28 protein-coding genes and 1 pseudogene are annotated in these 22,198 nt (G+C 61.5%); 15 read left to right on the top strand and 14 right to left on the bottom strand.

The features are described 5' to 3' along the window. Together RH858_RS10900 and RH858_RS10905 are read left to right on the top strand one after the other, a co-directional pair. A pseudogene (locus RH858_RS10900) lies at positions 1-253 on the top strand (hypothetical protein); the annotation flags it as partial. Positions 254-1,278: 1,025 nt separating this feature from the next. Then, positions 1,279-2,451, top strand: a complete 1,173-nt coding sequence (locus RH858_RS10905; protein ID WP_310561860.1) for a Fic family protein — start codon at positions 1,279-1,281, stop codon at positions 2,449-2,451. A 658-nt stretch (positions 2,452-3,109) separates the two neighbouring features. Here RH858_RS10905 and RH858_RS10910 read toward each other — a convergent pair. Both RH858_RS10910 and RH858_RS10915 read right to left on the bottom strand, forming a co-directional pair. After that, positions 3,110-3,595 (bottom strand): type IV pilin N-terminal domain-containing protein, encoded by a 486-nt coding sequence (locus tag RH858_RS10910; RefSeq protein WP_310561861.1) that lies wholly within the window; start codon positions 3,593-3,595, stop codon positions 3,110-3,112. 265 nt (positions 3,596-3,860) lie between these two features. Continuing rightward, on the bottom strand, positions 3,861-4,274 hold the full coding sequence (locus RH858_RS10915; RefSeq protein ID WP_310561862.1) for a type IV pilin N-terminal domain-containing protein: 414 nt from the start codon (positions 4,272-4,274) through the stop codon (positions 3,861-3,863). An 845-nt stretch (positions 4,275-5,119) separates the two neighbouring features. Here RH858_RS10915 and RH858_RS10920 point away from each other — a divergent pair. The 6 genes from RH858_RS10920 (at position 5,120) to RH858_RS10945 (ending at position 7,074) form a co-directional block, all read left to right on the top strand. After that, entirely contained in the window at positions 5,120-5,305 is a 186-nt protein-coding gene (locus RH858_RS10920; RefSeq protein WP_310561863.1) for a hypothetical protein, read from the top strand. Positions 5,306-5,314: 9 nt separating this feature from the next. Continuing rightward, the gene (locus RH858_RS10925) at positions 5,315-5,560 is read left to right on the top strand and encodes a hypothetical protein (protein ID WP_310561864.1); all 246 of its coding nucleotides are present in this window, start codon (positions 5,315-5,317) and stop codon (positions 5,558-5,560) included. 274 nt (positions 5,561-5,834) lie between these two features. Continuing rightward, entirely contained in the window at positions 5,835-6,113 is a 279-nt protein-coding gene (locus RH858_RS10930; RefSeq protein WP_310561865.1) for a DUF433 domain-containing protein, read from the top strand. Next, positions 6,110-6,466, top strand: a complete 357-nt coding sequence (locus RH858_RS10935; RefSeq protein ID WP_310561866.1) for a DUF5615 family PIN-like protein — start codon at positions 6,110-6,112, stop codon at positions 6,464-6,466. Before RH858_RS10930 ends, RH858_RS10935 begins: the two co-directional genes overlap by 4 nt. A 72-nt stretch (positions 6,467-6,538) precedes the next feature. After that, a complete protein-coding gene (locus tag RH858_RS10940) occupies positions 6,539-6,847 on the top strand; it encodes a DUF433 domain-containing protein (RefSeq protein WP_310561867.1) in 309 nt (102 codons plus the stop codon). After that, a complete protein-coding gene (locus tag RH858_RS10945) occupies positions 6,844-7,074 on the top strand; it encodes a hypothetical protein (protein WP_310561868.1) in 231 nt (76 codons plus the stop codon). Before RH858_RS10940 ends, RH858_RS10945 begins: the two co-directional genes overlap by 4 nt. An 800-nt stretch (positions 7,075-7,874) precedes the next feature. On the opposite strand, the gene RH858_RS10950 is transcribed toward RH858_RS10945, so the two are convergent. Beyond that, positions 7,875-8,075: a hypothetical protein gene (locus RH858_RS10950; RefSeq protein WP_310561869.1), complete on the bottom strand. Its 201-nt coding sequence runs from the start codon at positions 8,073-8,075 to the stop codon at positions 7,875-7,877. Between the two features lie 33 nt (positions 8,076-8,108). Here RH858_RS10950 and RH858_RS10955 point away from each other — a divergent pair, with 33 nt between their 5' ends. The 3 genes from RH858_RS10955 to RH858_RS10965 all read left to right on the top strand — a co-directional run bounded on the left by RH858_RS10955 (position 8,109) and on the right by RH858_RS10965 (position 9,689). After that, complete coding sequence (locus tag RH858_RS10955) at positions 8,109-8,261, top strand: hypothetical protein (protein ID WP_259534168.1); 153 nt, start codon at positions 8,109-8,111, stop codon at positions 8,259-8,261. Continuing rightward, positions 8,258-8,647: a PIN domain-containing protein gene (locus tag RH858_RS10960; protein WP_310561870.1), complete on the top strand. Its 390-nt coding sequence runs from the start codon at positions 8,258-8,260 to the stop codon at positions 8,645-8,647. The genes RH858_RS10955 and RH858_RS10960 overlap by 4 nt, the downstream gene beginning before the upstream one ends. A gap of 376 nt (positions 8,648-9,023) precedes the next feature. After that, a complete protein-coding gene (locus RH858_RS10965) occupies positions 9,024-9,689 on the top strand; it encodes a helix-turn-helix domain-containing protein (RefSeq protein WP_310561871.1) in 666 nt (221 codons plus the stop codon). 194 nt (positions 9,690-9,883) lie between these two features. Here the strand turns inward: RH858_RS10965 and RH858_RS10970 are convergent, their stop codons facing one another. The 8 genes from RH858_RS10970 to RH858_RS11005 all read right to left on the bottom strand — a co-directional run bounded on the left by RH858_RS10970 (position 9,884) and on the right by RH858_RS11005 (position 13,667). Beyond that, positions 9,884-10,390 carry a twitching motility protein PilT gene (locus RH858_RS10970; RefSeq protein WP_310561872.1) on the bottom strand — a complete coding sequence of 169 codons (507 nt, stop codon included), beginning with the start codon at positions 10,388-10,390 and terminating at the stop codon, positions 9,884-9,886. Then, positions 10,387-10,713 carry a UPF0175 family protein gene (locus RH858_RS10975; protein ID WP_310561873.1) on the bottom strand — a complete coding sequence of 109 codons (327 nt, stop codon included), beginning with the start codon at positions 10,711-10,713 and terminating at the stop codon, positions 10,387-10,389. Before RH858_RS10975 ends, RH858_RS10970 begins: the two co-directional genes overlap by 4 nt. Before the next feature lie 155 nt (positions 10,714-10,868). Next, the gene (locus RH858_RS10980; protein ID WP_310561874.1) at positions 10,869-11,102 is read right to left on the bottom strand and encodes a ribbon-helix-helix domain-containing protein; all 234 of its coding nucleotides are present in this window, start codon (positions 11,100-11,102) and stop codon (positions 10,869-10,871) included. A gap of 60 nt (positions 11,103-11,162) precedes the next feature. Then, on the bottom strand, positions 11,163-11,600 hold the full coding sequence (locus RH858_RS10985) for a PIN domain-containing protein (protein WP_310561875.1): 438 nt from the start codon (positions 11,598-11,600) through the stop codon (positions 11,163-11,165). Continuing rightward, entirely contained in the window at positions 11,597-11,857 is a 261-nt protein-coding gene (locus RH858_RS10990; protein WP_310561876.1) for an AbrB/MazE/SpoVT family DNA-binding domain-containing protein, read from the bottom strand. Before RH858_RS10990 ends, RH858_RS10985 begins: the two co-directional genes overlap by 4 nt. Positions 11,858-12,194: 337 nt before the next feature. Continuing rightward, entirely contained in the window at positions 12,195-12,944 is a 750-nt protein-coding gene (locus RH858_RS10995; RefSeq protein WP_310561877.1) for a hypothetical protein, read from the bottom strand. A 121-nt stretch (positions 12,945-13,065) separates the two neighbouring features. Beyond that, on the bottom strand, positions 13,066-13,428 hold the full coding sequence (locus tag RH858_RS11000; protein ID WP_310561878.1) for a hypothetical protein: 363 nt from the start codon (positions 13,426-13,428) through the stop codon (positions 13,066-13,068). Further along, positions 13,425-13,667 (bottom strand): hypothetical protein, encoded by a 243-nt coding sequence (locus tag RH858_RS11005; RefSeq protein WP_310561879.1) that lies wholly within the window; start codon positions 13,665-13,667, stop codon positions 13,425-13,427. The genes RH858_RS11000 and RH858_RS11005 overlap by 4 nt, the downstream gene beginning before the upstream one ends. Positions 13,668-13,998: 331 nt before the next feature. Here RH858_RS11005 and RH858_RS11010 point away from each other — a divergent pair, with 331 nt between their 5' ends. From RH858_RS11010 to RH858_RS11020, 3 genes are all read left to right on the top strand, one after another. After that, entirely contained in the window at positions 13,999-16,536 is a 2,538-nt protein-coding gene (locus RH858_RS11010; RefSeq protein WP_310561880.1) for a S8 family serine peptidase, read from the top strand. 141 nt (positions 16,537-16,677) lie between these two features. Then, positions 16,678-17,199, top strand: coding sequence for a hypothetical protein (locus RH858_RS11015; RefSeq protein WP_310561881.1), 522 nt, complete (start codon positions 16,678-16,680; stop codon positions 17,197-17,199). A 119-nt stretch (positions 17,200-17,318) separates the two neighbouring features. Further along, a complete protein-coding gene (locus RH858_RS11020; RefSeq protein ID WP_310561882.1) occupies positions 17,319-17,660 on the top strand; it encodes a cupin domain-containing protein in 342 nt (113 codons plus the stop codon). A 149-nt stretch (positions 17,661-17,809) separates the two neighbouring features. On the opposite strand, the gene RH858_RS11025 is transcribed toward RH858_RS11020, so the two are convergent. Continuing rightward, positions 17,810-18,109: a hypothetical protein gene (locus RH858_RS11025; protein ID WP_310561883.1), complete on the bottom strand. Its 300-nt coding sequence runs from the start codon at positions 18,107-18,109 to the stop codon at positions 17,810-17,812. A 156-nt stretch (positions 18,110-18,265) separates the two neighbouring features. On the opposite strand from RH858_RS11025, the gene RH858_RS11030 reads away from it, so the two are divergent. Further along, entirely contained in the window at positions 18,266-19,714 is a 1,449-nt protein-coding gene (locus RH858_RS11030) for a sugar transferase (protein ID WP_310561884.1), read from the top strand. 12 nt (positions 19,715-19,726) lie between these two features. On the opposite strand, the gene RH858_RS11035 is transcribed toward RH858_RS11030, so the two are convergent. Both RH858_RS11035 and RH858_RS11040 read right to left on the bottom strand, forming a co-directional pair. Beyond that, positions 19,727-21,070, bottom strand: a complete 1,344-nt coding sequence (locus tag RH858_RS11035; RefSeq protein WP_310561885.1) for a nucleotide sugar dehydrogenase — start codon at positions 21,068-21,070, stop codon at positions 19,727-19,729. Further along, the gene (locus RH858_RS11040; protein WP_310561886.1) at positions 21,070-22,047 is read right to left on the bottom strand and encodes a GDP-mannose 4,6-dehydratase; all 978 of its coding nucleotides are present in this window, start codon (positions 22,045-22,047) and stop codon (positions 21,070-21,072) included. The genes RH858_RS11035 and RH858_RS11040 overlap by 1 nt, the downstream gene beginning before the upstream one ends. Positions 22,048-22,198: the final 151 nt, after the last annotated feature.

Here is a 22,198-nt window from a genome sequence, read left to right on the forward strand (position 1 = left end):
CCGGTTGCTGAGTCCCGCGAACCTCCAACTGTTGCGGGCGATCCGGGAACACGAACCCGAAAGCATGCGTGAAGCCGCCGAAGCCGTCGACCGAGACTTCAAGGAGGTACACCGTAACTTGACCGAACTCGAGGCGCTCAACGTCGTCGAGTTCGAAACGGACGGCCGGGCGAAACGACCGATCGTTCGCTTCGACGAAATCGACGTCGAGGTTTCCCTCGACGCGCCGGACGCGGGTCAGGCACCCGCCTGATTCTGGCCCGGTCCAGCATGTGCAGGGGGATTGACCCCCACCTCGGTGCCGGACGACCGGCTGTCGGCTATGCCGGAGGCGACTGCACACAAAGACCTGGTCGTCACGGAACCTATGTGCTCCAACCGTTTCTGGGTACAACCACGGTGCAGTCCGGCGGATTCGGGTTCAAACCGGGGTTGTGGATCCCGATACACAAGCGTGCCGATTCGGACGCGGTGCCTTGCCGGTACGATGAGACACACTACACCGCGTACACACCGCTGGTTTCCTCTATGCTGGATCGGATATTCAAAACCGGCAACTCGACAGACAAGTAGCAGTGCCCCACTCTACCGCGTCGAGTGTCCTGACTCAGAAGGAAACTCACCACCGTCGAGCTCGATTGGATCCCAGTCGAACTGGTTTCCGAACAACCCAAACACACCACTCTTGCAAGTGAAGCGACGAAACAGCAGGGGGCCTCCACAGGATCGTACCCACGACGGAACGCTCACAGTCGGGGATCCAACCGTGAAGAGCCTCCACTCGTGATCCCCACAAAGTATCAGCGCATTAGTTGAAACGGTGGAGTGTCGCCATCGAGAGAGAGGCTAACGACGAAAACGACGCACTACTGTTCGCTTCACTCGAAACAGTGGTGTGTCTCTCCCGACTCGACTGCAGAGCACTCCACACAGGGAGTGTGCTCTTCCAGCAACGAACGACGTATCCGTATTGCGAGGAGCTCATCCAGTGGCCCTTCTCGATCCTCGAGCGCTTCACTTGCAAGAGTGGTGCGTCTCTCCGGACCGGCCAACCGATCGTGTCGAACGACACCGACCGATCGGGGTTCCCGGGTACGATTTCCGCGAGTCCGTCCACGAACCCGTCGAAGGCGCTCGCCGGATCCAGCCCGCAGACCCTCACGAATCGGTCATGGGCATCGAACTGAGTAGTTGTAACAGCGCAATCAGCCAGAGTTTTATTTTGATTTGGTACCAAAAATGCCAATAGTGGTGGGCATATTCGTAGGGATACCACCAATGGAGCGAGATGACTTCGACGAGGCAGCGCCCGGTGAGATTGTTCCCACGACGACATCGAAGGGGACGTATGCGGCGTTTCGACCTGATCCGCTTCCGCCCTCGATCAATACTGAACGGCTCATTACGCCGCTAGCGGAGGCGACACAGGCACTCGGTCGGCTCCATGGCATTGGTCCACGTGTCGGCTCGAGAGAAATCCTTATCGAGCCGTTCATCCGAAAAGAAGCGCTGGAATCCTCCCAAATCGAGGGGACACATGCTACGCTATCGGACATCTACGCGTATGAGGCCGGACAAAAAGCTCTCATCGACGAAGACAGACAGCAGGGCACCCAAGAAGTCGTGAACTATCTGCACGCGCTGACGCACGGATTGGATGCGATCACGGCTGGCGATCCAATCACCGTCGAATTGCTATGCCAGATGCACGACCGGTTGCTTTCGGGTGTCCGTGGGGACGAGGCTGACCCAGGAGAACTCCGTACGACTCAGAACTTCATCGGCAGTACGCCATACATCCAAGACGCCAGGTACGTGCCGCCGCCACCGAACGAGATCCCCGACCTTCTCGAAGACGTGCTCGAGTATGCGAACCACGAGACGAATCTGCATCCACTTCTCCGAATCGGGCTGATCCACTACCAGTTCGAGACGATTCACCCGTTTCTCGATGGGAACGGACGACTCGGGCGGCTATTGATCAGTCTCCTTCTGCAACGGGACGGTCTCTTGCCCGAGCCGTATCTCTACCTGAGTTCCTATTTCAACGCACGACGGTCAGCGTACGTTGATCATCTCTTGTCAGTCAGTCAGCACGGTGAATGGGAAGAGTGGCTCCTGTTTTTCCTGCGTGGCGTGCAGTCGCAAGCAGATGAGGCCCACCAGCGGGCCAACCTGCTAGTCGACCTCCGAGAAGAGTATCAACAGCGCTATCAGAGCGAGCGGTCCGAGAATATCCTCGAACTGGTGATGCGGCTCTTCGAAGATCCGTACTTGGACGTGAACACAGCAGCCGACTGGTTGGATGTCGAATACAGCACAGCCAACCGACTGATCGGACAGCTCGAAAATGACGGCATACTCGAAGAACTCACCGGGAAAGACCGGAATCGGTTCTACCGGGCGAGCGAAATCTTCCAGATCATCAACGAGCCGATCGACCACCTCTGAAGGACCGAGCAGAGAGGGCTTGAGGCAGATGCATTGAGATGACCGGCCTCAACTAGAGCCCCTTCGACCCGGAGCAACGACTCGTCGTGACGGATCACGAGGGCGTGGTCGTCCCGATAGGTGACGAGATCCGACCGTCTCCGGGCACAGCCACGGTCCGACCCGGCGGATTCGGGTTCGAACCCGGATTGTGGAGCCCGATACACGAACGTTTCACTTGCAAGAGTGGTGTGCCTCTCTGGACCGGCCAACCTGTCGCTTGATAGAAACAATCTATTCCGAGGTTCTCAAGAACGAATGAAACGGTGATCTGCGAGTGTCATAATTCGCTGGAAAGAAGATACTATCGGAAGTATAACAGAACCCGAGAACGCTTCGAAAGACCTTGGTCTGTTGGAGTCGCATCCGACAGAGGCCAGCCGATCAACCGGTCCGGGTGGGGCTAAAAGGGGCGAGTCGGTGGAGGGGGGCAACTGGCGTAAGCAAGCGAATCTACCGGGCGACTCAAACGATAAGCGGTGCGAGGCCGAACTACAACCGACTCCAGCGACTCGCGATCTTCGAAGTTGTCTCGACCGTTGCAGAAGCACCAAAACCACGATAGCATTCTCAACGCCGTGGATACGAAAGAAAATATAAATTCAAAGAAATAATATATTTATTGGTTTACAGTAATTCCACGTGGGAGGTCAAAGGAGCGAAGGACACTAGATCGGTCCCCTGACTCCCAGAGGAGATTAACCGTATCTCCTGCCTCGAGATCTACATCATTGGAACCATCCTCATTTGCTACGTCAACGGGAACCTCACTCCCTGCCGTATGGCGATCACTTGCACTACTATTGATGCTAACGCTGGCATTGGCAGAGGTCACGATGTTCACCGACAATGTATCGTTCTCAACAGCGTCTCCGCCGGTATGTGTAAACGTTACGAGAACAATATTATTCTCCATAGTATCGCCGGTTGCGGTCATTTCTCCTTCGAACTGCGCATTCGGCGCACTATCCCCGACCTGATCACCCAGGCCGAGCACGAACGTCCCGATGACGGCTGCGAGAATTACTGTAATCGCAACCATCAGGATGACGCCGATGACAGGAGAGACGGCCTTCCTGTCTTGAATGAATTGTTTCAATTGCATGGTTAGGTTGTCTCGTTGTATTACCACCATGACGTAAGGAAGGGTTAGTGCCCCATCGTGCAGTTAGACACATGAGGCCCCTGTTGACTTCCCGTTGCGTTATGGTGGTTATCCATGTATACTAACAGATGTAAATTAAACCCCGGCCCCAAGTTATCAGATATGATTATTTAGCTTTCAAGTATACCGTTTGGAAACCATTTCCGTCTTCAGTTACCCTGCGCTAAATTTCTGCAAGTGAAATACAACAGCTAAGAAAAAAGGTTTAGCTGTTGGTGAAGTCGTATTCTTGCGAAGCTAGGATTGACGATCGATCCCCAGATTGCCAGACGAGGTTGGCTGTACCATCCTCACCGTCTAGGCCTGTAACTTCAATCGTGTCACCTGCGGTCAGCGGTTCATCAAATTCATCCAAGTTGTCTTGACCCTCAGGGACGCCAGTCACATTCAGCGTAGCAGGATCAACACTATCCCCGCCATTGTGCGTAAACGTCACCTCATCATCCGCCGCTTCCGTATCCCAATTCGCATTCGGCGCTGCATCCCCGACCTGGTCACCCAGACCGAGCACGAACGTCCCGATGACGGCTGCGAGAATCACCGTAATCGCAACCATCAGGATAACGCCGATGACGGGCGATACTGCCTCTCTGTCCTCGAAAAACGCGTTCAATTGCATGGTCGTAGTGTTTCAACCCCCCACTGACGATCGGCCGGCCCCCAGCTCACTGCAGCACCGCACGCCCAGCGACCAGCAGTCGACGACGTCGGTCCGATCATCGTGGTGGCTACCGACGACTTCCCTTGCACCACTGATAAATCCAACCTCCCGATTATCACCACTGAAATCGAATGAACAAACCACATATCACTGCCGCGAGAGACACCGGAAGTGACGCGGCGACGCTACAGGAACGAGCCACCGACACCGACTCGACGACGAGCCAGGCCACCGTCCCCGAACTGGCCGCCCAGTGCGAGCAGGAACGTACCTCCCCCGCCCAGCACCCCGAGACCGGGAGTTCACCTCAGACGACCGACCGAAAATCTCCAAGAACGATTGAAACGGTGGTGGGTGTTTCGGACTTCCCAGGAGAAAAGAAGAAAGAAACCACCGCGAAACAGCCGAACCCGAGTACGGTTCGAAACGCACGCTCCTTTTAAATTGCATCCGACAGCAGCCAACCGAGCAGCCGGTTCGGGTGGGACTGAAAGGGGCGAGCGGCTACGCGAACCCCGGTGACGTAAGCACTGGAACGAACGAAGTGAGTGAAGGGCACAACGAGCCGCGGGAGCGTAGCCGCTCGGGGCTTTCGAGGACATCCTACCCCCACAAAAGCACCACCACCCACGGATAAGCCATCCCATCATCCGTCTTCCCGACGTGACCCACTCACGAGGATCACCGAACTCCACACTCCAACAGCGTCCCCTCCCGAGGGGACACAGTCCCGTCTGCAGATCGATAGACGATCCGGACGCGACCAAGTACGTCACCCTTTTGTAGTGATCCGCATGCACTCCGTGCACCGACCGATCCGACGCCGCAATCGAACGCGCCGAAAAGGCTCGCCGGACGCAAGCGACGTCACAGACGATGAGGGCCTCCACCTCGTCGACCACACGATCCGAGACGCCGGTCTCGAACTCCTGACGGCGTCAGGGGACACGTCGCCACCGTCGATTTCGGAAGCGTACGTCCTCCCGTAGTTCGCGGGGATGGAGTACGCGTACGCGAAAATCGACGCGGTCTACGTCTGGACTCGCGGTGGCTACCAGGTCGTTCTGGAGCCGCGGTCACAGATCGCCCCCGAGATGGTCGACGGACGGCCCGTCGTCCCGCTCCAGGAGACCGTGGCGTTCGCGAACGAGTACGAGGCGACCTTCGAGTCGGCACTCCACATGCTCGGACAGATGTACGACGACGTCGACACTGACGCAGCCTACCGGATGGAGCCTGCCTGACCGCGAGCCAAGCGAGCCGTAAGAGCCCCGCAACCGGAGCGCGTCAGGGGCTTTCAATCACCTGGATGCAGTTCCGACCGCTCCGCTCTTCTCTGAACGCTACCACCGACTACGGGCTCGTCTCGAGGAAGATCGAACTGCCGTCACTCGAGGAGTTCAAAGAGCGCGTGCTGCACACGAGAGCGCGCTCGTCCGGAAGTCGCAGGTCCCGTCCGTAGTGGGGGTTGCCGAGGCCGACGGTTTATGGACGGTGACGGCCAATCCTCCCACAGAGATGACGCGCATCGTCCGGACCGACGACGTCCTCGGCGGGGAACCCCGCATCGAGGAGACCCGAATCGGCGTTCTCGACGTCTACGAGCTCGTGATCGACGGCGGATACGCACCCGAAGACGTCGCCGATCAGCTCGACCGGTCGCTCGGGGACGTGTACGGAGCCCTCGCGTACTATTACGATCATCCGAAGGAGATGCAGCAATTGCGTGCGGAACGCGAGGCGACGACCGCGAGGCTGGCCGACTGCGCGCTGGAACCCCCCGAGCCCGCACAGTGACGGTGGCGTTCTGTGTCGACGAGCACGTTCCGAGCGTGTTCGTGACGACACTGCGATCGAACGGATACGACGTCGTGACCGCGGCCGATGCGGTAGCGCAAGGGCCCTCCGACCGTCGTCTGCTCGAGTACTGTGCCGAGGAAGGGCACGTGCTCGTCACCCACGACAAGAAAGACTTCGCGGGGGCCGTGGGGGACGCAATCGAACATTCGGGCATCGTTATCTACACCGACACGCTCTTTCTGCGACGGACCCCCGGGAACGCGGTTCGAACCCTCGAACGCGTTCTGGATCACTACCCGCCGTCCGAACTCGCAGGGGAACAGGTATGGCTGGACCAGTGGCGGGAGTGACGGCTCCTCCGGTGCGAACGGCGGGACGTTCACGGGGACGCTGAACAGTACCGTTGCCGAGGCCGACGGGTTATGGACGGTGACGACCGATCCTCCCACAGAGATGACGCGCATCGTCCGGACCGACGACGTCCTCGGCGGGGAACCCCGCATCGGGGGACCCGAATCGGCGTCCGTCACGTCGCCGCGCGGGCGGTCGACGCCGGGCAGCCGCCGGCCCACGTGGCCGACCAGCTCGGGATTTCCCTCTCGGAGGTGTACGAGGCGCTTTCGTACTACTACGCGCACCTCGAGGAACTCCGCGAGTTCGAGCGAACGAACGAGGCCGCCTTCGACCGCGTCGAGAACGAGTCGCTGAAGCCGAACAAGCGGGTCCAGTGACCGGTCCGACGCTCCGTCTGGACGAGCACGTCGGGAGAGCCTTCGAGCCGTTCCATCGGGATCAAACACACGCCGGGATCGTTCTGTACCGCGAACAGGATCTTCCCGACCGTGATCCCGAAGGGCTGGGACGGGCCCTCGACGAGGTGTTCGCACAGGACGGCGCTGACGGCCTCGAAAACGAAATTGTCGATCTCGGAGACTGGTACGACTGGCTTCACGAGTGACCGAGAGGCTCGGACGTCGGCTATTCCGGGGGCGACCGCGCCCTCACGCGCGGTCGTCCCGGTAGGTAACGAGAGGCGGTCGTAGTGAAGACCGGCTGTCGGCTATTCCGGGGGCGACCGCGCCCCCACGCGCGGTCGTCCGAGTAGGTGACGAGGTCCGGCCGTCTCCGGGTACAGTCAGGGTGCGACCCGGAGGATTCGGGTTCGAACCCGGATTGTGTACTCCGATACACGAGCGTACCGATTCGATTTTCTCGATTCACCGATCAGATTCCGAAGAGATCGAGGTTTTCGCGGGAGGACACCCCTCGTTTCGTCTGTTCTGGATCGACGTCCGCGATTGACCTCGACAGTCCACCTCGGTGCTGTACCGCCAGGAACGAACCACGGAGCCGAGATGATTCGAAGACGCCCCCTCGCGATGCCACGCGACTTCCGACGCCTCACGACTCGAGATCGTCGGGGGTCGTCCCAAGAACGATCGACACGGTGGTGTGTGTGGCGGGGCTACGGGGAGGGCACTCCGGAAGAAGCCACCGAGAATACAACAGAACCACAGAACGATTCGAAAGCGCTCGCTATATTGGGGTCACAACTGACGGCAACCGGCCGGTCAGACAGCGGGGTTGGGACTGAAAGGGGCGAGTCGCTGGAGGAAGACGGCTGACGGAAGCACCGCAGCGAACGACGTGAGCGAGGAGCGCACCGAAGCCCTCGACTCCAGCGACTCGGGGCTTTCGAGGTCGTCACCGAGTGTTCCACGTCGTCGAGAACGCACACCAAAGCGATTCCCAGCAGAATCAGTCACCAGGCCCCACACCGACCAGTTCGTACGACGAGTACTCGATCTCCTCGAAACCCTCGAAGACCGACGAATCAAGAACAGGCGAAACGAGGGGTGTGGATGGATCGCGAAACCCCTTGGAGAACACGTCGACGGTGGTGTGTCTCTCCCGGCTGGTCGTCAGAACATTCGACACTGTGAAGACGATTCTCGGCAAGGCTTTTTGCGGGATGAAGTGCAATCAACGCGTATGAGTCTCACCACGGACGATTTCAGAGAGTTCATGGGTTCGGATCCCGAAGACGACGAAACCGTGCCCCTGGGAGATGCACTCGCGGAGCTGGCTGTCGACGTGGAAGTCGATTCCGTCGAGGAAGTGCGAGACCTCCGCGAACGGATATGAAACTCCTTCTCGATACGAACGTTCTCGTCGCAGCCGTCACCCGAGATACCGATCGGTCCGATGACGCGATCGAGCTACTCAACGACACAGACCAGCAGTTCGTGTCCGTGCTGAATCTGATGGAACTGCGAAGCGTGCTGACGAAAAAGAAGGGATTCGAACGGGACCGAATACAGCAAATCGAAAACCGGATCGTGTCTCGGACGACAGTCACGTTTCCCGACGCGTCGGACGTGATGGCGGCGAACCGACTCCAGTCCGAAACGCTGCTGTATCCGATGGACGCCCTCGTATTTGCTGCTGCCGATGCGATCGATGCAACGCTCGTCTCCTTTGACAGCGAACTGATCGAACACGGCGCGAAATCCCCGACTGCCGTTCGGTGACGGCGGCTCTCGTTCCGACCTCGACCTCAATGGAAGTCGATCCGGACCGGTGCCGGAAACGACACAGACACACCACCGACTGGTCTGCAGAACACTCGACGTGGTGGGGTGTGTCTCCCGTCGGACGAAGAACCCACACACCGACAGTTCGAGTGAAGCGTGACTGTCCAGTGCATCCCCCGACCACGTCGCGCTTCACTTGCAAGAGTGGTGTGTCTCTCCGGATCGGCCACCCGATCGTGTCACACGAAACAGACCGATCGGGGTTCCCGAGAACGATTTCCGCGAGTACGTCCACGAACCCGCCGGATCCAGCCCGCAGACCCACACGAATAGTAATTCTTTTGTCTGTAGCACAGAATTGTGCAACTATAGGATGTACGAACTGTGCGGTGAGAAGGAACTCAAGGTCGTCCTCGCGCTCGATCCGGGCGATTCCATCTCGGGCGTCGCGCGGAAGATCGACGAGAACCGGGAGACGATTCGGCGCGTCGTGAACCGGCTCGAGGAGGCGGGCTACGTCGCATACGACGAGGGCCTCCACCTCGTCGACCGAACGATCCGAGACGCCGGTCTCGAGCTCCTGACGGCGTCAGCGGACACGTCGTCACCGTCGATTTCGGAAGCGTACGTCCTCCCGCAGTTCGCGGGGATGGAGTACGCGTACACGAAAATCGACGCGGTTTACGTCTGGACCCGCGGTGGCTACCAGGTCGCTCGCGATCCAGCGGACTACCCCCTGTTCGTCGCCGTCCACGAGTCCGACCTCGACGCCTGGACGGCGTTTTTCGATCGGTTCAACATCCCGACTGCACAGGAGCGCCAGCCCGCCGAAGACCTCGACGGCGCCATCCAGGTCGTTCTGGAGCCGCGGTCACAGATCGATCCCGAGATGGTCGACGGACGGCCCGTCGTCCCGCTTCAGGAGACCGTGGCGTTCGCGAACGAGTACGAGGCGACCTTCGAGTCGGCACTCGACATGCTCGGACGGATGTACGACGACGTCGACACTGACGCAGCCTACCGGATGGAGCCTGCCTGACCGCGAGTCAAGAAGCCCGAAGCGAGGCACTCATCGAAGTGCTCGAGGAACTGGAGCAGTCAGATATCGGATTCGTCCTCGTTGGGGGCTACGCGATCAGCCGGTCCGGGTGGGGCGTTGGAAGTCGCCTCGACTGTCGCAAAAGCACCAACACTCACGTCTGAGGCGTCCTCACGACAGTCGAAGCCGACGACTCACTCCTCGAGAAACTCGTCGAAGTCGCGGGCGGGCGACCGGAAACCGGCCTCGTCGATCCAGCGTTTGAGATACTCGTCGGCCGTCGCCGCCGAGACGTGGCCGCTTTCGACGAATCGTACCAGGAGGCCGATAGATCCGGTCAGACCCACACCGCGCTGCGCTGCGATCGTGCGCGCGTCGCCATCGTCGGTGACGAGCATGCCGTCTGCGACCGCTGCGACGGCCAACGCCTGTGCCTCTCCGGGATCCAGCGATTCGAGGAGTTGTTCTTCCAGTGTCTCCGTCGATGCAGATGGAGTGACGACCGGGATCTCTCTTCCGAGGACGGCCAGGGCGTTTTCGACGTACAGGTGTGTTTCAGCCCCGGCTTCGAGTTCCTCCCGAACAGCCTCCACAGTCACGAGACGGGGCAGATTCAGCAGCAACTCGACGTGGTTGACCTGCGCAAAATTCGAAAGCACGGTAGTGTCGAGAACCGTCGCGTTTCTCGGTACGCCGTTCATTCGAGGTCGCGGGCGGCCTCAATCTCGTCTCTCGCGGCGTCCATGTCTGTGGGACCGAACCGCAGCTCTACACCCTCTTCTCGCAGTATCTCTCGCATCTCGAACCGGTTGACGCCGGCGAGCCGGGCGGCCGTTCCGAGTGTGATCTCGCCGTCCTCGTACAGCGAAACCGCAGCTGCAACCCGTTCGTTCCGGTTCTCTTCGAAGTATTCGCGGAGGACGTGTCGAATGGCGTCGCTTTTGTTTTCGAAAATCCCCGCTCTGATGGCCCCCTCCATGAGATCGGTGAGATCGTCCGGGATGGTGGCAGTGGTTCGGGACATGCCTTCACTCGACGTACGTCTTCATACATTATATGAATTTTGACGGCGAAAGATTGTGACCGTCCAGTTTCGAGACGATACGACCTTGAACGTGTGGGTCCAGGCGCTCGAACTGGTCTGCGGCACGCGGGGAGAACGTCCACGTCCAATCGTCTTCACTCGCCATCCTCGTCCCGGTCGATCATCTCGACGACTTCCTCGCGCGAAACCAGCTGCGCGTCCCCGGAGCGCAGTTCGTGTTCGCTCGCGGCGATCTGCTTTACCCCCTCCCGGGAGAACGCCGGATGCTTCACCGCGTCCCGGGCCGCATACCGGAGGAATTCGCTCCGCGAATTGAACCCCTGTTCCCGCCACGTTGCGTCGATGTCCTCGAGGAACGCCCGGCTCAATCGGAGATCTTCGTGATGACGGGAGACTTCGTCTCTCGAACCACGTGACCCCGAGGCGGTTCACACACCGTCTTCGCAGAACCGGTGCACAGCGACTTCGAGAGGCAGTTCGTCGAAGTCATCGTCAGCCCCGGCGACGAGCGTCGCGTCACGTTCGCGGGCGAGCGCAACGGCGTACGCATCGGCAAGAGAGATGCTCCCACCGGCTTTCACTTCTGCTGCCAGTCGCCAGTCAGCCGCTTCGAGTACCAATCCCTGCCGTTCGAGTGCACGAATGTCTCGGTCAGCTTCCCGCAGCGAGACGTCTGTCGGAACGTCATCCACGCCTTCGAACCGAGCAACGAGATAGAACACTTCACTCGCGTTTGTCTCGGTTAGGAATCCGTCAGCACTACCGGTGAAGACCGCTTCGAGAAGATCAGCGACGGTCTCGTGGCCGGGTTCGTTGTACAGGAAGGCGATGATCGCTTCAGTATCGAAGACGTACCCGCCGCTCATGCGTCCTCTGACGGGCGGAGCCGTTCAGCTCGCTCCTCTTCCGTGCGTTTTTCATCATCCGTCAGTTCACGAACCCGCTCCAGCACGTCACCCCGTTCGTGATCTCCAGCGTGGATTCCATGGAGCTCATCCGGCGACGGCACCGGCTCGATGATGATACGCCCCTGCTCTTCGTAGACGAACACCTCGCCCGGCGTCTCGATCCCGAACTTCTCTCGCAGTTCCTTCGGGATCGTGGCCTGCCCCTTCTGAGACACGCGTACTACTCTTGGTTCATTTGTACTACTTGCCATCGTTAGTAGTATCTTTATCTCTCTGTATTACTAAAGCTACCGAAGTCAAACGACTTGCGACGGTATCTAACCAACTTATCGTGAACACGTGGTACTGGCCGCCGCCCTTCGTGTCAGACAGCGGGATAGGGACTGAAAGGGGCGAGTCGCTGGAGGAAGACGGCTGACGGAAGCACCGCAGCGAACGAAGTGAGCGAGGAGCGCACCGAAGCCCTCGACTCCAGCGACTCGGGGCTTTCGAGGTCGATACCGATCTGTCCCACGTCGTCCAAAGACCAAACCAAAGCGATCCCCCGCAGAATCACGGGGATCGACACTCGACCGGCGTCCCCTCGCGAGGGGAGGCAGTGTCGTCTTCGGTCCGATAGACGATCCCGGAGGCGACGAAGTACGTCGCCAGCCGGTAGTGGTCTCCATGCACCCCGGGTACCGAGGTGTCCGACACCCGGACCAGCTCACCCCGATAGTCGATCACCACTCCGTCGACCTGCCCTGCGGCCGCGTCGAGCCGGTCCCGCGTCGCCCGATATTCGGGAGCTGCTTCGGGGAGGACGGCGGTTCTGTTCTCGTCGATCGCCTCCTCGAAGGGGTCGCGGAGCGTCTCGTTCCCCTCGAACGCCGACGAGTAGGTGGCGTCGGGTTCCGCATCCACGGTGTCATCGTCGACGTCGCCGACGGCGTCGAACTCGAGGGCCGCCCGGTCCGGCTCCCACGTTCCCCAGAAGGTTTCCACGTCGAGGCGATAGCCGTCGTCGACGGTCGTGACCGATTCGACACTGGATCCCGGTCCTTCGACGCGGTCGTACTGATCCCGGTCGATCGCGGTGCGTTCGATGTACGCCTCCTCGTATCGTTCCACGAACGACATCGCCGACTCGCGATCGACCTCCGCCGGCGGGTCGACTCCCTGGAGGGTGTCCACCGGACACGCCTCCGGGAGCGACTCCGTGGACTCGTTCCCGGAAGCGCCCTCGCGCCCGGCGAGACAGCCGGCGACACCCACCGTCGATGCCAGTGCGCCGATCGAAGTGAGCAGCCGGCGTCGGTGCATACGCCACAGTATCTGCCATTCGAGAATAAGCCTTCTCGAAACACCAGTCGGCGTTTGAGCTATCCCAACAAACGACGCGTCGGCGCTCGCGATGCGCAAGGAGAGACAGAGAGCGCCCTCCTCAGACCGATCGGTCCGTCCCGCCGAGCAGTTCGTATGAGGTGTACTCGATCTCGTCGGGATCCCCGGCGAGGATCGGCGCGAGCAACTCGTCCTCCCAGACCAGCCACTGATCGGGATACGCCTCTTTCGACACCGGATCGTCGACCGGGCCCCAGAGATCCCGCCAGGCGGCCCGGCTCTCGTAGGTCCACACCGCCGTGAACCGGCCCGTTCGAGTGCCTTTGATCCCCTGAAGAAACCGATACTCGACGAGTCCCGGAAGATCGAACACGTCGCGCCGTTCGGCGTCCCGAACCGCCTCCCTGAAGTCGTCCGCCGTGGCCGAGTCCGCCAGTTCGTAGTGGTGAATGCTGACGATCATGGGTTCCGTTCGAGTTGGATGTTCGTTTCCGGACGGTCGGGAAAGTACCGGCGATACAGCGGTTTAAACACGGGGATGAGCGCCAGGACAACTACGAGGAACGCCACGACGACCAGCCAGTCCGGGAGCAGATACCGCCAGAGAACCCCGGTGAGGACGGCCGCGAGGGCGACCTGGACGAATCCGAGCAGGCCCACGACGGTGAACGCCTGGGACGACGAGGGGAGGGGCTCGAGCACGACCGCAGACTACGGACACCGGGGGAAAATTTCTTTCCGTGAGACGAACCGATCCGGCGATCGCCGGGATCCCCGCTCGTCACACCCCCCAGACACGGATCCACAGTCACACCCCCCAGACACGGATCCACACTGTCCGTCCAGGTCGTGAAATCTTGTCAACAGGTGACACAGTTTCAATAGTTAACTTGATGATATAATCGCGCCAGTAGCTACCACTTCACACAGGTACTGCGACCGCCGCTATTGCCGTCCCGTCTGCGAGGAAGGCGGCCACCGGGAACGGAGAACGTCCCGCCCGGTGGCCAGTGTGAAGCAGTGAGATCAATCCATGACAGACCAGAACCACACAGAATCCGAATCCGACGACGCCCTCCCGATCAGTCGCCGAACCGTCCTCAGGACTGCCGGCGCTGCCGGTGCCGTCGGTGCCATCGGTGCCCAACCGGCAGCTGCAGCGCGACCGAACCGACGAATCGTCGGCGTCCAGCCCGGCCGAGCGAGGACCGTCGAACGCGGATTGCCGGCGGATCGAACGATCAAAACACTGGATTTCGGGCGGATCGGACAGGCCATCGTCGGCCGGTGGCCCGACCAGGCGCTCCGGGGGCTCCGGCGGAATCCGAACGTCCGGTACGTCGAAGACGACAGCACGATCCGGCCCGAGGGGCACGGTGGAGCCGACCTCGACTGGGGCGCAGATCGCATCGACACGGAGATCACCCACGAGGCGGGACACACCGGCGCGGGGGTGAGCGTCGCGATCGTCGACAGCGGGATCGACCTCCGCCACGACGAACTGGTCGACAACCTCCATCCCTCGCTTCACTTCGCGCCGAACGTCTGCGACAGCGGCGACTGTCCCGAGGACTGGCACGACGACAACGGCCACGGAACGCTCGTCGCCGGAATCGTGGCCGCCTCCCACGACACCGGCAATCGCCCGATCGGCGTGGCCCCCGAAGCGACCTTACACGCGGTGAAGGTGTGGGCCGGCGCAACCGAAGAGGGCTTCTCCTCGGACCTGGCGGAGGGGATCAAATGGGTTGCCGACAACGACATCGACATCGCGAACATGAGCCTGGGGTCGTCCCACAGCCAGACCGTCGAGGATGCGATGGAGTACGCCACAGCCAGGGACGTCGTGTTGATTTCCTCGGCCGGGAACGAACGGGGCGGGGACGTGACGTTCCCGGGCGGCTATCCACAGGACGTCGGCGTGAGTGGGATCACCGAACTGGACGAACTGTCGACGATCTCGTCGACGGGACCCGAGGTCGACATCGGCGCGCCGACGGCCCCCGCGCCAGGATCGCCTCAGGACGGCCGGGGGGTCCTCACAACGCGGCTGGACGGGGGAACCCACCGGACCGGCGGGACCTCCTCGGCTGCGCCACACGTCGCCGGCGCCGCGGCGCTGTTGCTCGCGAACGGAACCCCGCCGGGAGACGTCCAGGACGTCCTCGAGTCGACGGCCGAGGATCTCGGACTCGATGCACAGGAACAGGGCGCTGGCCTGGTCGACGTCGCCAACGCGCTCGGCCTCGATTCGGCAAACGACCTGCTCGAGGTGGAGACCCGTGGAACCGGCGCGAGACGCCACGAGCATGCGTCGCTGATCGGTCGGGTGAACCATCTCGTCGGCTCGGATACCGCCGAGGTGTTCTTCGAATTCCGAATACAGGGCACGTCCGGCTGGGAGCGCACGGATGGCGAGGAAATCTCTCCGGACGAGCCGATTGCCCCGATCCTGGGCAATGAGGAACTCTTCGGACAAATCGCCGAGGATCTCGAACCGGACACCCGATACGATTTCCGGGCAGCCGCAACCGTGACCGAGGACGCCGAAGGATGGGAATCGACCGAGCACGGCGACCGACTGGTAGTCACGACGCTCGGCTACCCGACCGCAGCCTTCGAGGTCGCAAACGACCCACCCGTGAACGAAGGGGACACCGTCATCTTCGACGCGTCCGCCTCGGAAGCCCCGACTGATAGACACACCGGGATTGCGCGAGAGATCGACGAGTACGCGTGGGACTTCGGCGACGGGACCACCGAGACGACCGACGAACCCACGATCGAACACTCTTACGGGCCGGTCGGCGAAGGGAACCACGGGACATTCGACGTGACGCTCACCGTCACCGACGAAGACGGTGGCTCGGACGAGGAACTGTCGGTGACCGAGCAGGAGATCCGGATCAACGCGTATCCGATCGCTGAGTTCGACGTGCTGGTCGACCCGCCGGAACAGCCGGCCGTCCGGGGCGAACCCGTCGCGTTCGACGCCGATGCGTCGTTCGACCCCGACGGTGAGATCGACGAATACGAGTGGGACTTCGGCGACGGCACAATCGAGACGACCGACGAACCCACGATCGAACACACGTACGACGAAGGTGGACTGATGACAGTCACGCTCACCGTCACCGACGACGACGGGGCCTCCCACGAGGAGCTTTCGGTTCACCGAGAAGACGTCACCGTGCACATCCGAGTCTCGATCGACGTCAAACCGAACGGCAGCGGGACCAACCCAGTCAATCTTCGGGAAGAGACGAACGTCCCGGTCGCGGTGTTGCAAACAGCCGACTTCGATTCGCCTGCCGAACTCGACCCGGACACGGTCAGGTTCGGCGCACCCACGACGATCGACACCGGGAACGGGGCAGTTCCGATTCACGCCGGCGGCCACGTCGACGACGTGAACGACAGCGGCGACGAGGACTGGCACTGTCACTTCGCGACGGGGGACACCGGCTTCGATCGCGATGACGACGAAGCGAAACTCGCCGGCGAGACGTACGACGGCACGCCCGTGTTCGGCTTCGACGACGTGCGGATCGTCGGTGGGGGGCGCTCCTGATCCCTCGAAACCCGACCGGGGAGACGCCCCTCGAACCGGATTCGTCAGCCGAAAGGCAGGGGCGAGGTCAGGAGCGTGCCGGCTCGTCTGACGGGCCGCGATCGTACAAAGAGCTATGAACGGACAGAACCCTGGTGTGGGATGAACCGACGCACCCTGCTCGCGGCGGCCGCCGCCGCAATCGCGGGTGGCGGTGCCGGGTGCCTCGAAACCGGACGCAGCGATGAACCACCAGACGAGGATCGAACCGACGCGGGAGGGACCGACGTGACCGACACGCCGACCGACGGTGGAACTCCCGACGACGGCGTAGCGGGCGTCCGCGAGACGCGGTTCGACGTGCTCGGCTCCGCGTTCGAATTCGAGGAGGCTGCAACCGTGAGGTTCGAAGCGGAGACAGTCACGGTGTCGGGAACCATTCCGGGAGACAACACCTGCTACGTCGCCAGACTCGAGCGTGTCACCCGTATAAACGGCACGCTGGAAAACGGAACGCTCGTCGTGAACGTCGAAAGCTACGAGGACGCCGGCGAGGACGATGCGTGCGGGGAAGCCCCGATCGGAATCGACTACGAGGCGGTCGTCGTGTTCGAGGACGAACTCCCGTCGGCTGTGACGGTCGAACACGACGGGGAACAAGTGGTCTCCGAGCAGCGCTCCTGACCGCTCTGGCCACCCAGGCCGAACGCGACGAACGCCTCGAACGTGACGACTGGATCGCCCGCCTTTTTATACAGCCGGGTCGCCAACCGCCCACATCGGCAGCGTACGCCGACACACTCATGTCAGACGACAGCTCCACTCAGACCGACGACCTCGCCGGCACCGTCTTCGAACTGTCCGACCTCGTCGATTACCAGACCGGCGCGATCGTCAGCCGGACGCTGATCGACGGCGAGGGCGGCTCAGTCACCGTCTTCGCCTTCGACGAGGGACAGAACCTCAGTGAACACACCGCCCCCCACGACGCGCTCCTGCAGGTGTTCGACGGCACCGCCGCCGTCACCCTCGACGGCGAGCGCCACGAACTCGAGGACGGCGAATCGATCCTCATGCCCGCGGACGTCCCCCACGCCGTCGACGCCGTCACCTCCTTCAAGATGGCGCTGTCGATGATTCGGTAACAGTTGTTGGCACTGTGATTTTCGTTATTCGATCTGGAACGTGCAAGTTGACGTTCCAGTCCCGATGAGTGCGGATTCGCGTATAAATCTCTGTCATGTTGCCACCTACTGGTAAAAGGCCAGGTGAGGTGAAAACCGCGCCGGAGTCGCTAGATCACGTCGTCGGGGTCGTGGTTCTCGGCCATCCGCTGTGCCTCGGTGGCGTACTGCCGGCGCTGTTCATCGTCGATCACCCGACCGAGGTTCTCCGGGCGGGCCGCAACCGCCGCCGTCGTCTCCCGGACGTCGTCAAAGGAGGTCAACGCTCGTTCCTTCCTGAAGTACTGCCGACCGTCCGTGGTCGCGTACGTCAGGATGATCAGGTTCTGTTCGTCGTCGGAGTAGGTGCGCTCGACGAGCCACACCCGGACGGCGTCGTCGGTGTCGTCAGTGTCGTCGGCGGCAGTCATGTCAGCCGGTACGGAACGTGCAAGGAAGTACGTTCGGACGGTAGTTCTTCCGATCCGGATACTCACCCACGGATAACTGTATCTCTCCATTATCAAAATGTTAATATCATTTCCCATCTGCGATAGTAACGAATGCTTACGGGATGGACGTACAGAGTGGCAAGTGCGACGGGAGTGATCCTGCTCACGGTGGCGGCCGTGCTGTTCGCCAACCATCCCGTCCCGCAGACCCTGTTTACCACGTACGTTCCGCTGTTCGACCGGCTGGAGCCGACCGTCCTGACCGGCGGCTCGCTCCGACTGGCGATGCTTTTGAGCGTGCTCGCGGTCGCCGGGAGCCTGATTCCGCTGTATAAGCCGCAGCCGCGCCGGATCCTCGATACGGTCTTTCTCGCCCAGAAGCGCGTGCTCGCGGGCGGGCTTGCGCTTGCGACGCTTGGCTTTTTCAAGTGGTCCCACCGGCTCCCCCGGGCGACGCTGACGCTCGTAGTGGGCGTTCTCTCGATCACGATCCCCCTGTGGTTCATCTGGATCCGTCGGCGACCCGAACGCGAGGCCGAACGGGCGATCCTCGTCGGCGACGACCTCGCACAGATCCACCGGATCACCCCCGACGTCGACGGAGAGCTGATCGGCTGTCTGTGCCCGACGTTCCTCAACGGCGAGGAGCTCCCGGACAGTGGAGACGGCAGTGACAGACTGTCGGGCAGGCTGGCCGACGGTGGCGTCGCACTCGAGTGGCCGGCCACGGACGACCAGAGCCTCGAGATCGGAATCGAAGCCGGTACAGTACGGCGACTTGGAGGACTCTCCCGGCTCGAAGACGTCATCCGGGAGTACGACGTCGACACCGCCGTCCTGGCGTTTCACCAGGCCGACCGCGCGGAGTTCTTCGGCGCACTGGATGCCTGCTACGAGCATGGCGTCTCCGCAAAGGTTCACCGGAAATTCGCCGACGCAGTGTTGACCGCCGATGCAGAAGCAGGTCCGCTCGTCGATGTCGATATCGAACCCTGGGATCCTCAGGATTACCTCTTCAAGCGGGTATTTGACCTCGCTTTTGCCGGGTTAGCTCTCCTCGTACTCTCGCCGGTTATCCTAGTGATCGCACTCGCAATCAAATTGGAGGGCGAAGGACCGATCCTGTTCAGCCAACGGCGGACCTACCTTTTCGGCGAGACGTTCACCGTATACAAGTTCCGGACGCTCAAGCCGGATCCCGAAGGGGAGGTTGGGACCACGATCGACGAAGACAGGGAAACACCGTTAGGTAACTTCCTTCGAATGACCCACCTCGACGAGATTCCCCAGCTGTGGTCGATTCTGGTCGGCGACATGAGCGTCGTCGGCCCCCGTCCCGCCCAGACGGACATCGAAGACGACTTCGAGGCCGAGGCCGACCAGTGGCGTCATCGGTGGTTCGTCAAACCGGGCCTCACGGGACTGGCCCAGATAAACGACGCGACCAGCCAGGAGCCCCGGGAGAAGATTCAGTACGACATACAGTACATCAGAACACAGTCGTTCACGGGCGACGTCAAGATCGTTCTGCGACAGCTCTGGGACGTGGCCTCCGACGTGTTCGATCTGGCACGGGAAAAGTAACGGCGGATCCGGTCAGTCGACCGTGGGTGAAAGCACGTTCGGCTTCCAGCTGGAACGCTCGATCACTTCTCCAAGCGTCACGACGTCCGCGTTACAGTCATCCGGCATCGCGTTCCGGGTGTCGAAGACGAACTCGGCGGTTTCTCCGACGTACTCGAGGTCGAACGCGTCGTGGTCCACCAGCAACACCACCGCGTCAGCGCCGGCTAGATCCGCTTCCTCTGGCGATCGCAGGAGTCGCCGGGCGGTTCCCTCCGCGTCGACGTGGGGATCGACGACGGAGACCTGCGCTCGGTCGTCGAGCCGATCTGCGACCCGCAACGCCGGCGAGTTCCGAGTGTCACCCACGTTCGGCTTATAAGCGGCACCGAGCGCGACGACGACGGCGTCATCCGGCGGGATGCCACGAGCCGAGAGCATCGTCTCGAGTCGGTCGACCACCAGTTCCGGCATCTGCTCGTTCACGCGGTGGGCGTCCCGAACGAATGACAGCTCCCCGCCGAACTGGTCGGCACGCCACGCGAGGAACTGCGGATCGATCGGGATGCAGTGCCCGCCGACGCCGGGTCCGGGGTAAAACGGCTGGAAGCCGAACGGCTTGGTCGCCGCCGCGTCGATCGCGTCCCACACGTCGCCTTCGAGTCCTTCCGCCAGCGTGACCAGCTCGTTCACCAGGGCGATGTTTACCATCCGGTAGGTATTCTCCAGCGTCTTTGCCAGTTCTGCCGTTTCCGTCGAGTTCACGGGATGCGTGTCGGTCACAACGGCGTCGAACAGTTCGACGGCGGCCTCCCGGGCGATGTCGGTGTCGGCTCCCACGACCAGCGGGATCTCCTCAAAGGCGACGTCCCCGCCGGGATTCAACCGCTCCGGTACCATGGCCAGCCGGATCGGCGTGTCCCGCCCGTCCGTGACGATCGGGGTGACGACCTCCCTGGTCGCTCCAGGGTACACCGTACTGGAGACGACGACGAGCGTCTCCCGGGGTCCAGACTGTTCGGCAACAGTTTCAGCCGCGGCCTCGACGGCGTCCATTCGCGGTTCGTCCCCGTTCATCCCTGTCGGGACCGCGATCACGTAGACGTCACAGTCGGCGACGGTCTTGGGTTCTGCACCCGGCGTGAACCCCGCATCGAGCCCCTCCTGTACGGCGCCGTCGCTCACGTCGTCGACGTAGCTGTCCGCGTGCAGGAGCCGGTCGACTCGGCCGAGATCGATGTCGAATCCCGCGACGTCGAAGCCGGCCTCGATGAACTCCAGCGCCAGCGGCAACCCGACGTATCCAAGGCCGATAACGCCGATATCGGCCTCCCGATCGGCCAGTCGTCGATGGAGTTCGTCTATCGAGCCACTCATCAGATCACCTTCGGATGGAGTTCAGACTGCTCTTCGATGACGTCCTCGAGAATACGGTCGAGATCCGCCTCGGGTGCCCATCCGAGCACGGACTGGAGCTTCGAGACATCCGGTTCGCGTTGATCCGGTTCCTCGAAATTCTCTCCGAACGCTTCCTCGAAGGGAACGTGAGTGATCTCCGAGTCGCTCCCGGTCAGTTCTATCACGCGTTCGGCGAGATCCGTTATACTTGTAGGGTCCGGCGCACCGACGTTGAACACCTCGCCGTGGGCCTCGGGCGTCTCGAGAAGTTCGTGGGTCAACTCGACCGCGTCGGCGACGTGAGTGAAGCTCCGGGTCTGCGTGCCGTCGCCATAGACGGTGAGCGGTTCCCCCGAAAGCGCCTGCTCGACGAACGTCGGGATCACCATGCCGTACTTACCGGTCTGTCGCGGCCCCACGATGTTGAAGTATCGGCCGACCGTGACCGGCAGATCGTACGTCTCGTGGTAGCTGAGCGCGAGGAACTCGTCGGTCGCCTTTGCGGCGGCGTATCCCCACCGCGGCACGGACGTCGGACCGAGCACTCGGTCGTCTGCCTCCGAAAACGGAACGGCCTCGCTTTTGCCGTACACCTCCGATGAAGAGGCCAGAAACGTGGGGACGTCGTGCTCGCGAGCTGCCTCGAGAACGTTCTCGGTTCCGTGGAGATTGGTTCGAAGCGACGCGAGGGGATTCTCGACGACGTGTTCGACGCCCACAGCTGCAGCGAGGTGGTATATCGAATCGACGCCGGAAACCACATTTTCGACCGTCTGATCGTCCCGAACATCACCGTCCCGAACCGCTAGACGGTCGTCATCGATGTGCCGAATGTTGGCTGGACTCCCCGTAGAAAAATTGTCGAGAACGAGTATCCGTTCCCCCGTTTCCTCGAGGAGGTGGTCGACGAGATGAGAGCCGATGAACCCTCCCCCACCGGTGATGAGAATTGTCATGTGAATTGTCCTAGTCGTGGTCGAACAAAAGTGTACTTTTCCAGTTGTGGAGTTCGCTCTTCGGGTTAATACCTGTATAAACTGAGAACTCTCCGGCTGTTACCGATGCATTACTAAATGGCATACTGTCGCAAGCCAAATCGTGCGTCCC

Origin of the sequence: Halalkaliarchaeum sp. AArc-GB (assembly GCF_031432225.1) — an archaeon.
GTDB lineage: Archaea > Halobacteriota > Halobacteria > Halobacteriales > Haloferacaceae > Halalkaliarchaeum.

What these genes read in the sequence shown, in the direction of transcription:
- RH858_RS11040 (WP_310561886.1), bottom strand. Translation starts at nt 22,047, where the DNA reads ATGACAATTCTCATCACCGGTGGGGGAGGGTTCATCGGCTCTCATCTC.
- RH858_RS10910 (WP_310561861.1), bottom strand. Translation starts at nt 3,595, where the DNA reads ATGCAATTGAAACAATTCATTCAAGACAGGAAGGCCGTCTCTCCTGTC.
- RH858_RS11010 (WP_310561880.1), top strand. Translation starts at nt 13,999, where the DNA reads ATGACAGACCAGAACCACACAGAATCCGAATCCGACGACGCCCTCCCG.
- RH858_RS10940 (WP_310561867.1), top strand. Translation starts at nt 6,539, where the DNA reads ATGGACGGTGACGACCGATCCTCCCACAGAGATGACGCGCATCGTCCG.
- RH858_RS10905 (WP_310561860.1), top strand. Translation starts at nt 1,279, where the DNA reads ATGGAGCGAGATGACTTCGACGAGGCAGCGCCCGGTGAGATTGTTCCC.
- RH858_RS11020 (WP_310561882.1), top strand. Translation starts at nt 17,319, where the DNA reads ATGTCAGACGACAGCTCCACTCAGACCGACGACCTCGCCGGCACCGTC.
- RH858_RS11035 (WP_310561885.1), bottom strand. Translation starts at nt 21,070, where the DNA reads ATGAGTGGCTCGATAGACGAACTCCATCGACGACTGGCCGATCGGGAG.
- RH858_RS10995 (WP_310561877.1), bottom strand. Translation starts at nt 12,944, where the DNA reads ATGCACCGACGCCGGCTGCTCACTTCGATCGGCGCACTGGCATCGACG.
- RH858_RS10955 (WP_259534168.1), top strand. Translation starts at nt 8,109, where the DNA reads ATGAGTCTCACCACGGACGATTTCAGAGAGTTCATGGGTTCGGATCCC.
- RH858_RS10970 (WP_310561872.1), bottom strand. Translation starts at nt 10,390, where the DNA reads ATGAACGGCGTACCGAGAAACGCGACGGTTCTCGACACTACCGTGCTT.
- RH858_RS11015 (WP_310561881.1), top strand. Translation starts at nt 16,678, where the DNA reads ATGAACCGACGCACCCTGCTCGCGGCGGCCGCCGCCGCAATCGCGGGT.
- RH858_RS10925 (WP_310561864.1), top strand. Translation starts at nt 5,315, where the DNA reads ATGGAGTACGCGTACGCGAAAATCGACGCGGTCTACGTCTGGACTCGC.
- RH858_RS10960 (WP_310561870.1), top strand. Translation starts at nt 8,258, where the DNA reads ATGAAACTCCTTCTCGATACGAACGTTCTCGTCGCAGCCGTCACCCGA.
- RH858_RS11025 (WP_310561883.1), bottom strand. Translation starts at nt 18,109, where the DNA reads ATGACTGCCGCCGACGACACTGACGACACCGACGACGCCGTCCGGGTG.
- RH858_RS10930 (WP_310561865.1), top strand. Translation starts at nt 5,835, where the DNA reads ATGACGCGCATCGTCCGGACCGACGACGTCCTCGGCGGGGAACCCCGC.
- RH858_RS11000 (WP_310561878.1), bottom strand. Translation starts at nt 13,428, where the DNA reads ATGATCGTCAGCATTCACCACTACGAACTGGCGGACTCGGCCACGGCG.
- RH858_RS10975 (WP_310561873.1), bottom strand. Translation starts at nt 10,713, where the DNA reads ATGTCCCGAACCACTGCCACCATCCCGGACGATCTCACCGATCTCATG.
- RH858_RS10985 (WP_310561875.1), bottom strand. Translation starts at nt 11,600, where the DNA reads ATGAGCGGCGGGTACGTCTTCGATACTGAAGCGATCATCGCCTTCCTG.
- RH858_RS10915 (WP_310561862.1), bottom strand. Translation starts at nt 4,274, where the DNA reads ATGCAATTGAACGCGTTTTTCGAGGACAGAGAGGCAGTATCGCCCGTC.
- RH858_RS10965 (WP_310561871.1), top strand. Translation starts at nt 9,024, where the DNA reads ATGTACGAACTGTGCGGTGAGAAGGAACTCAAGGTCGTCCTCGCGCTC.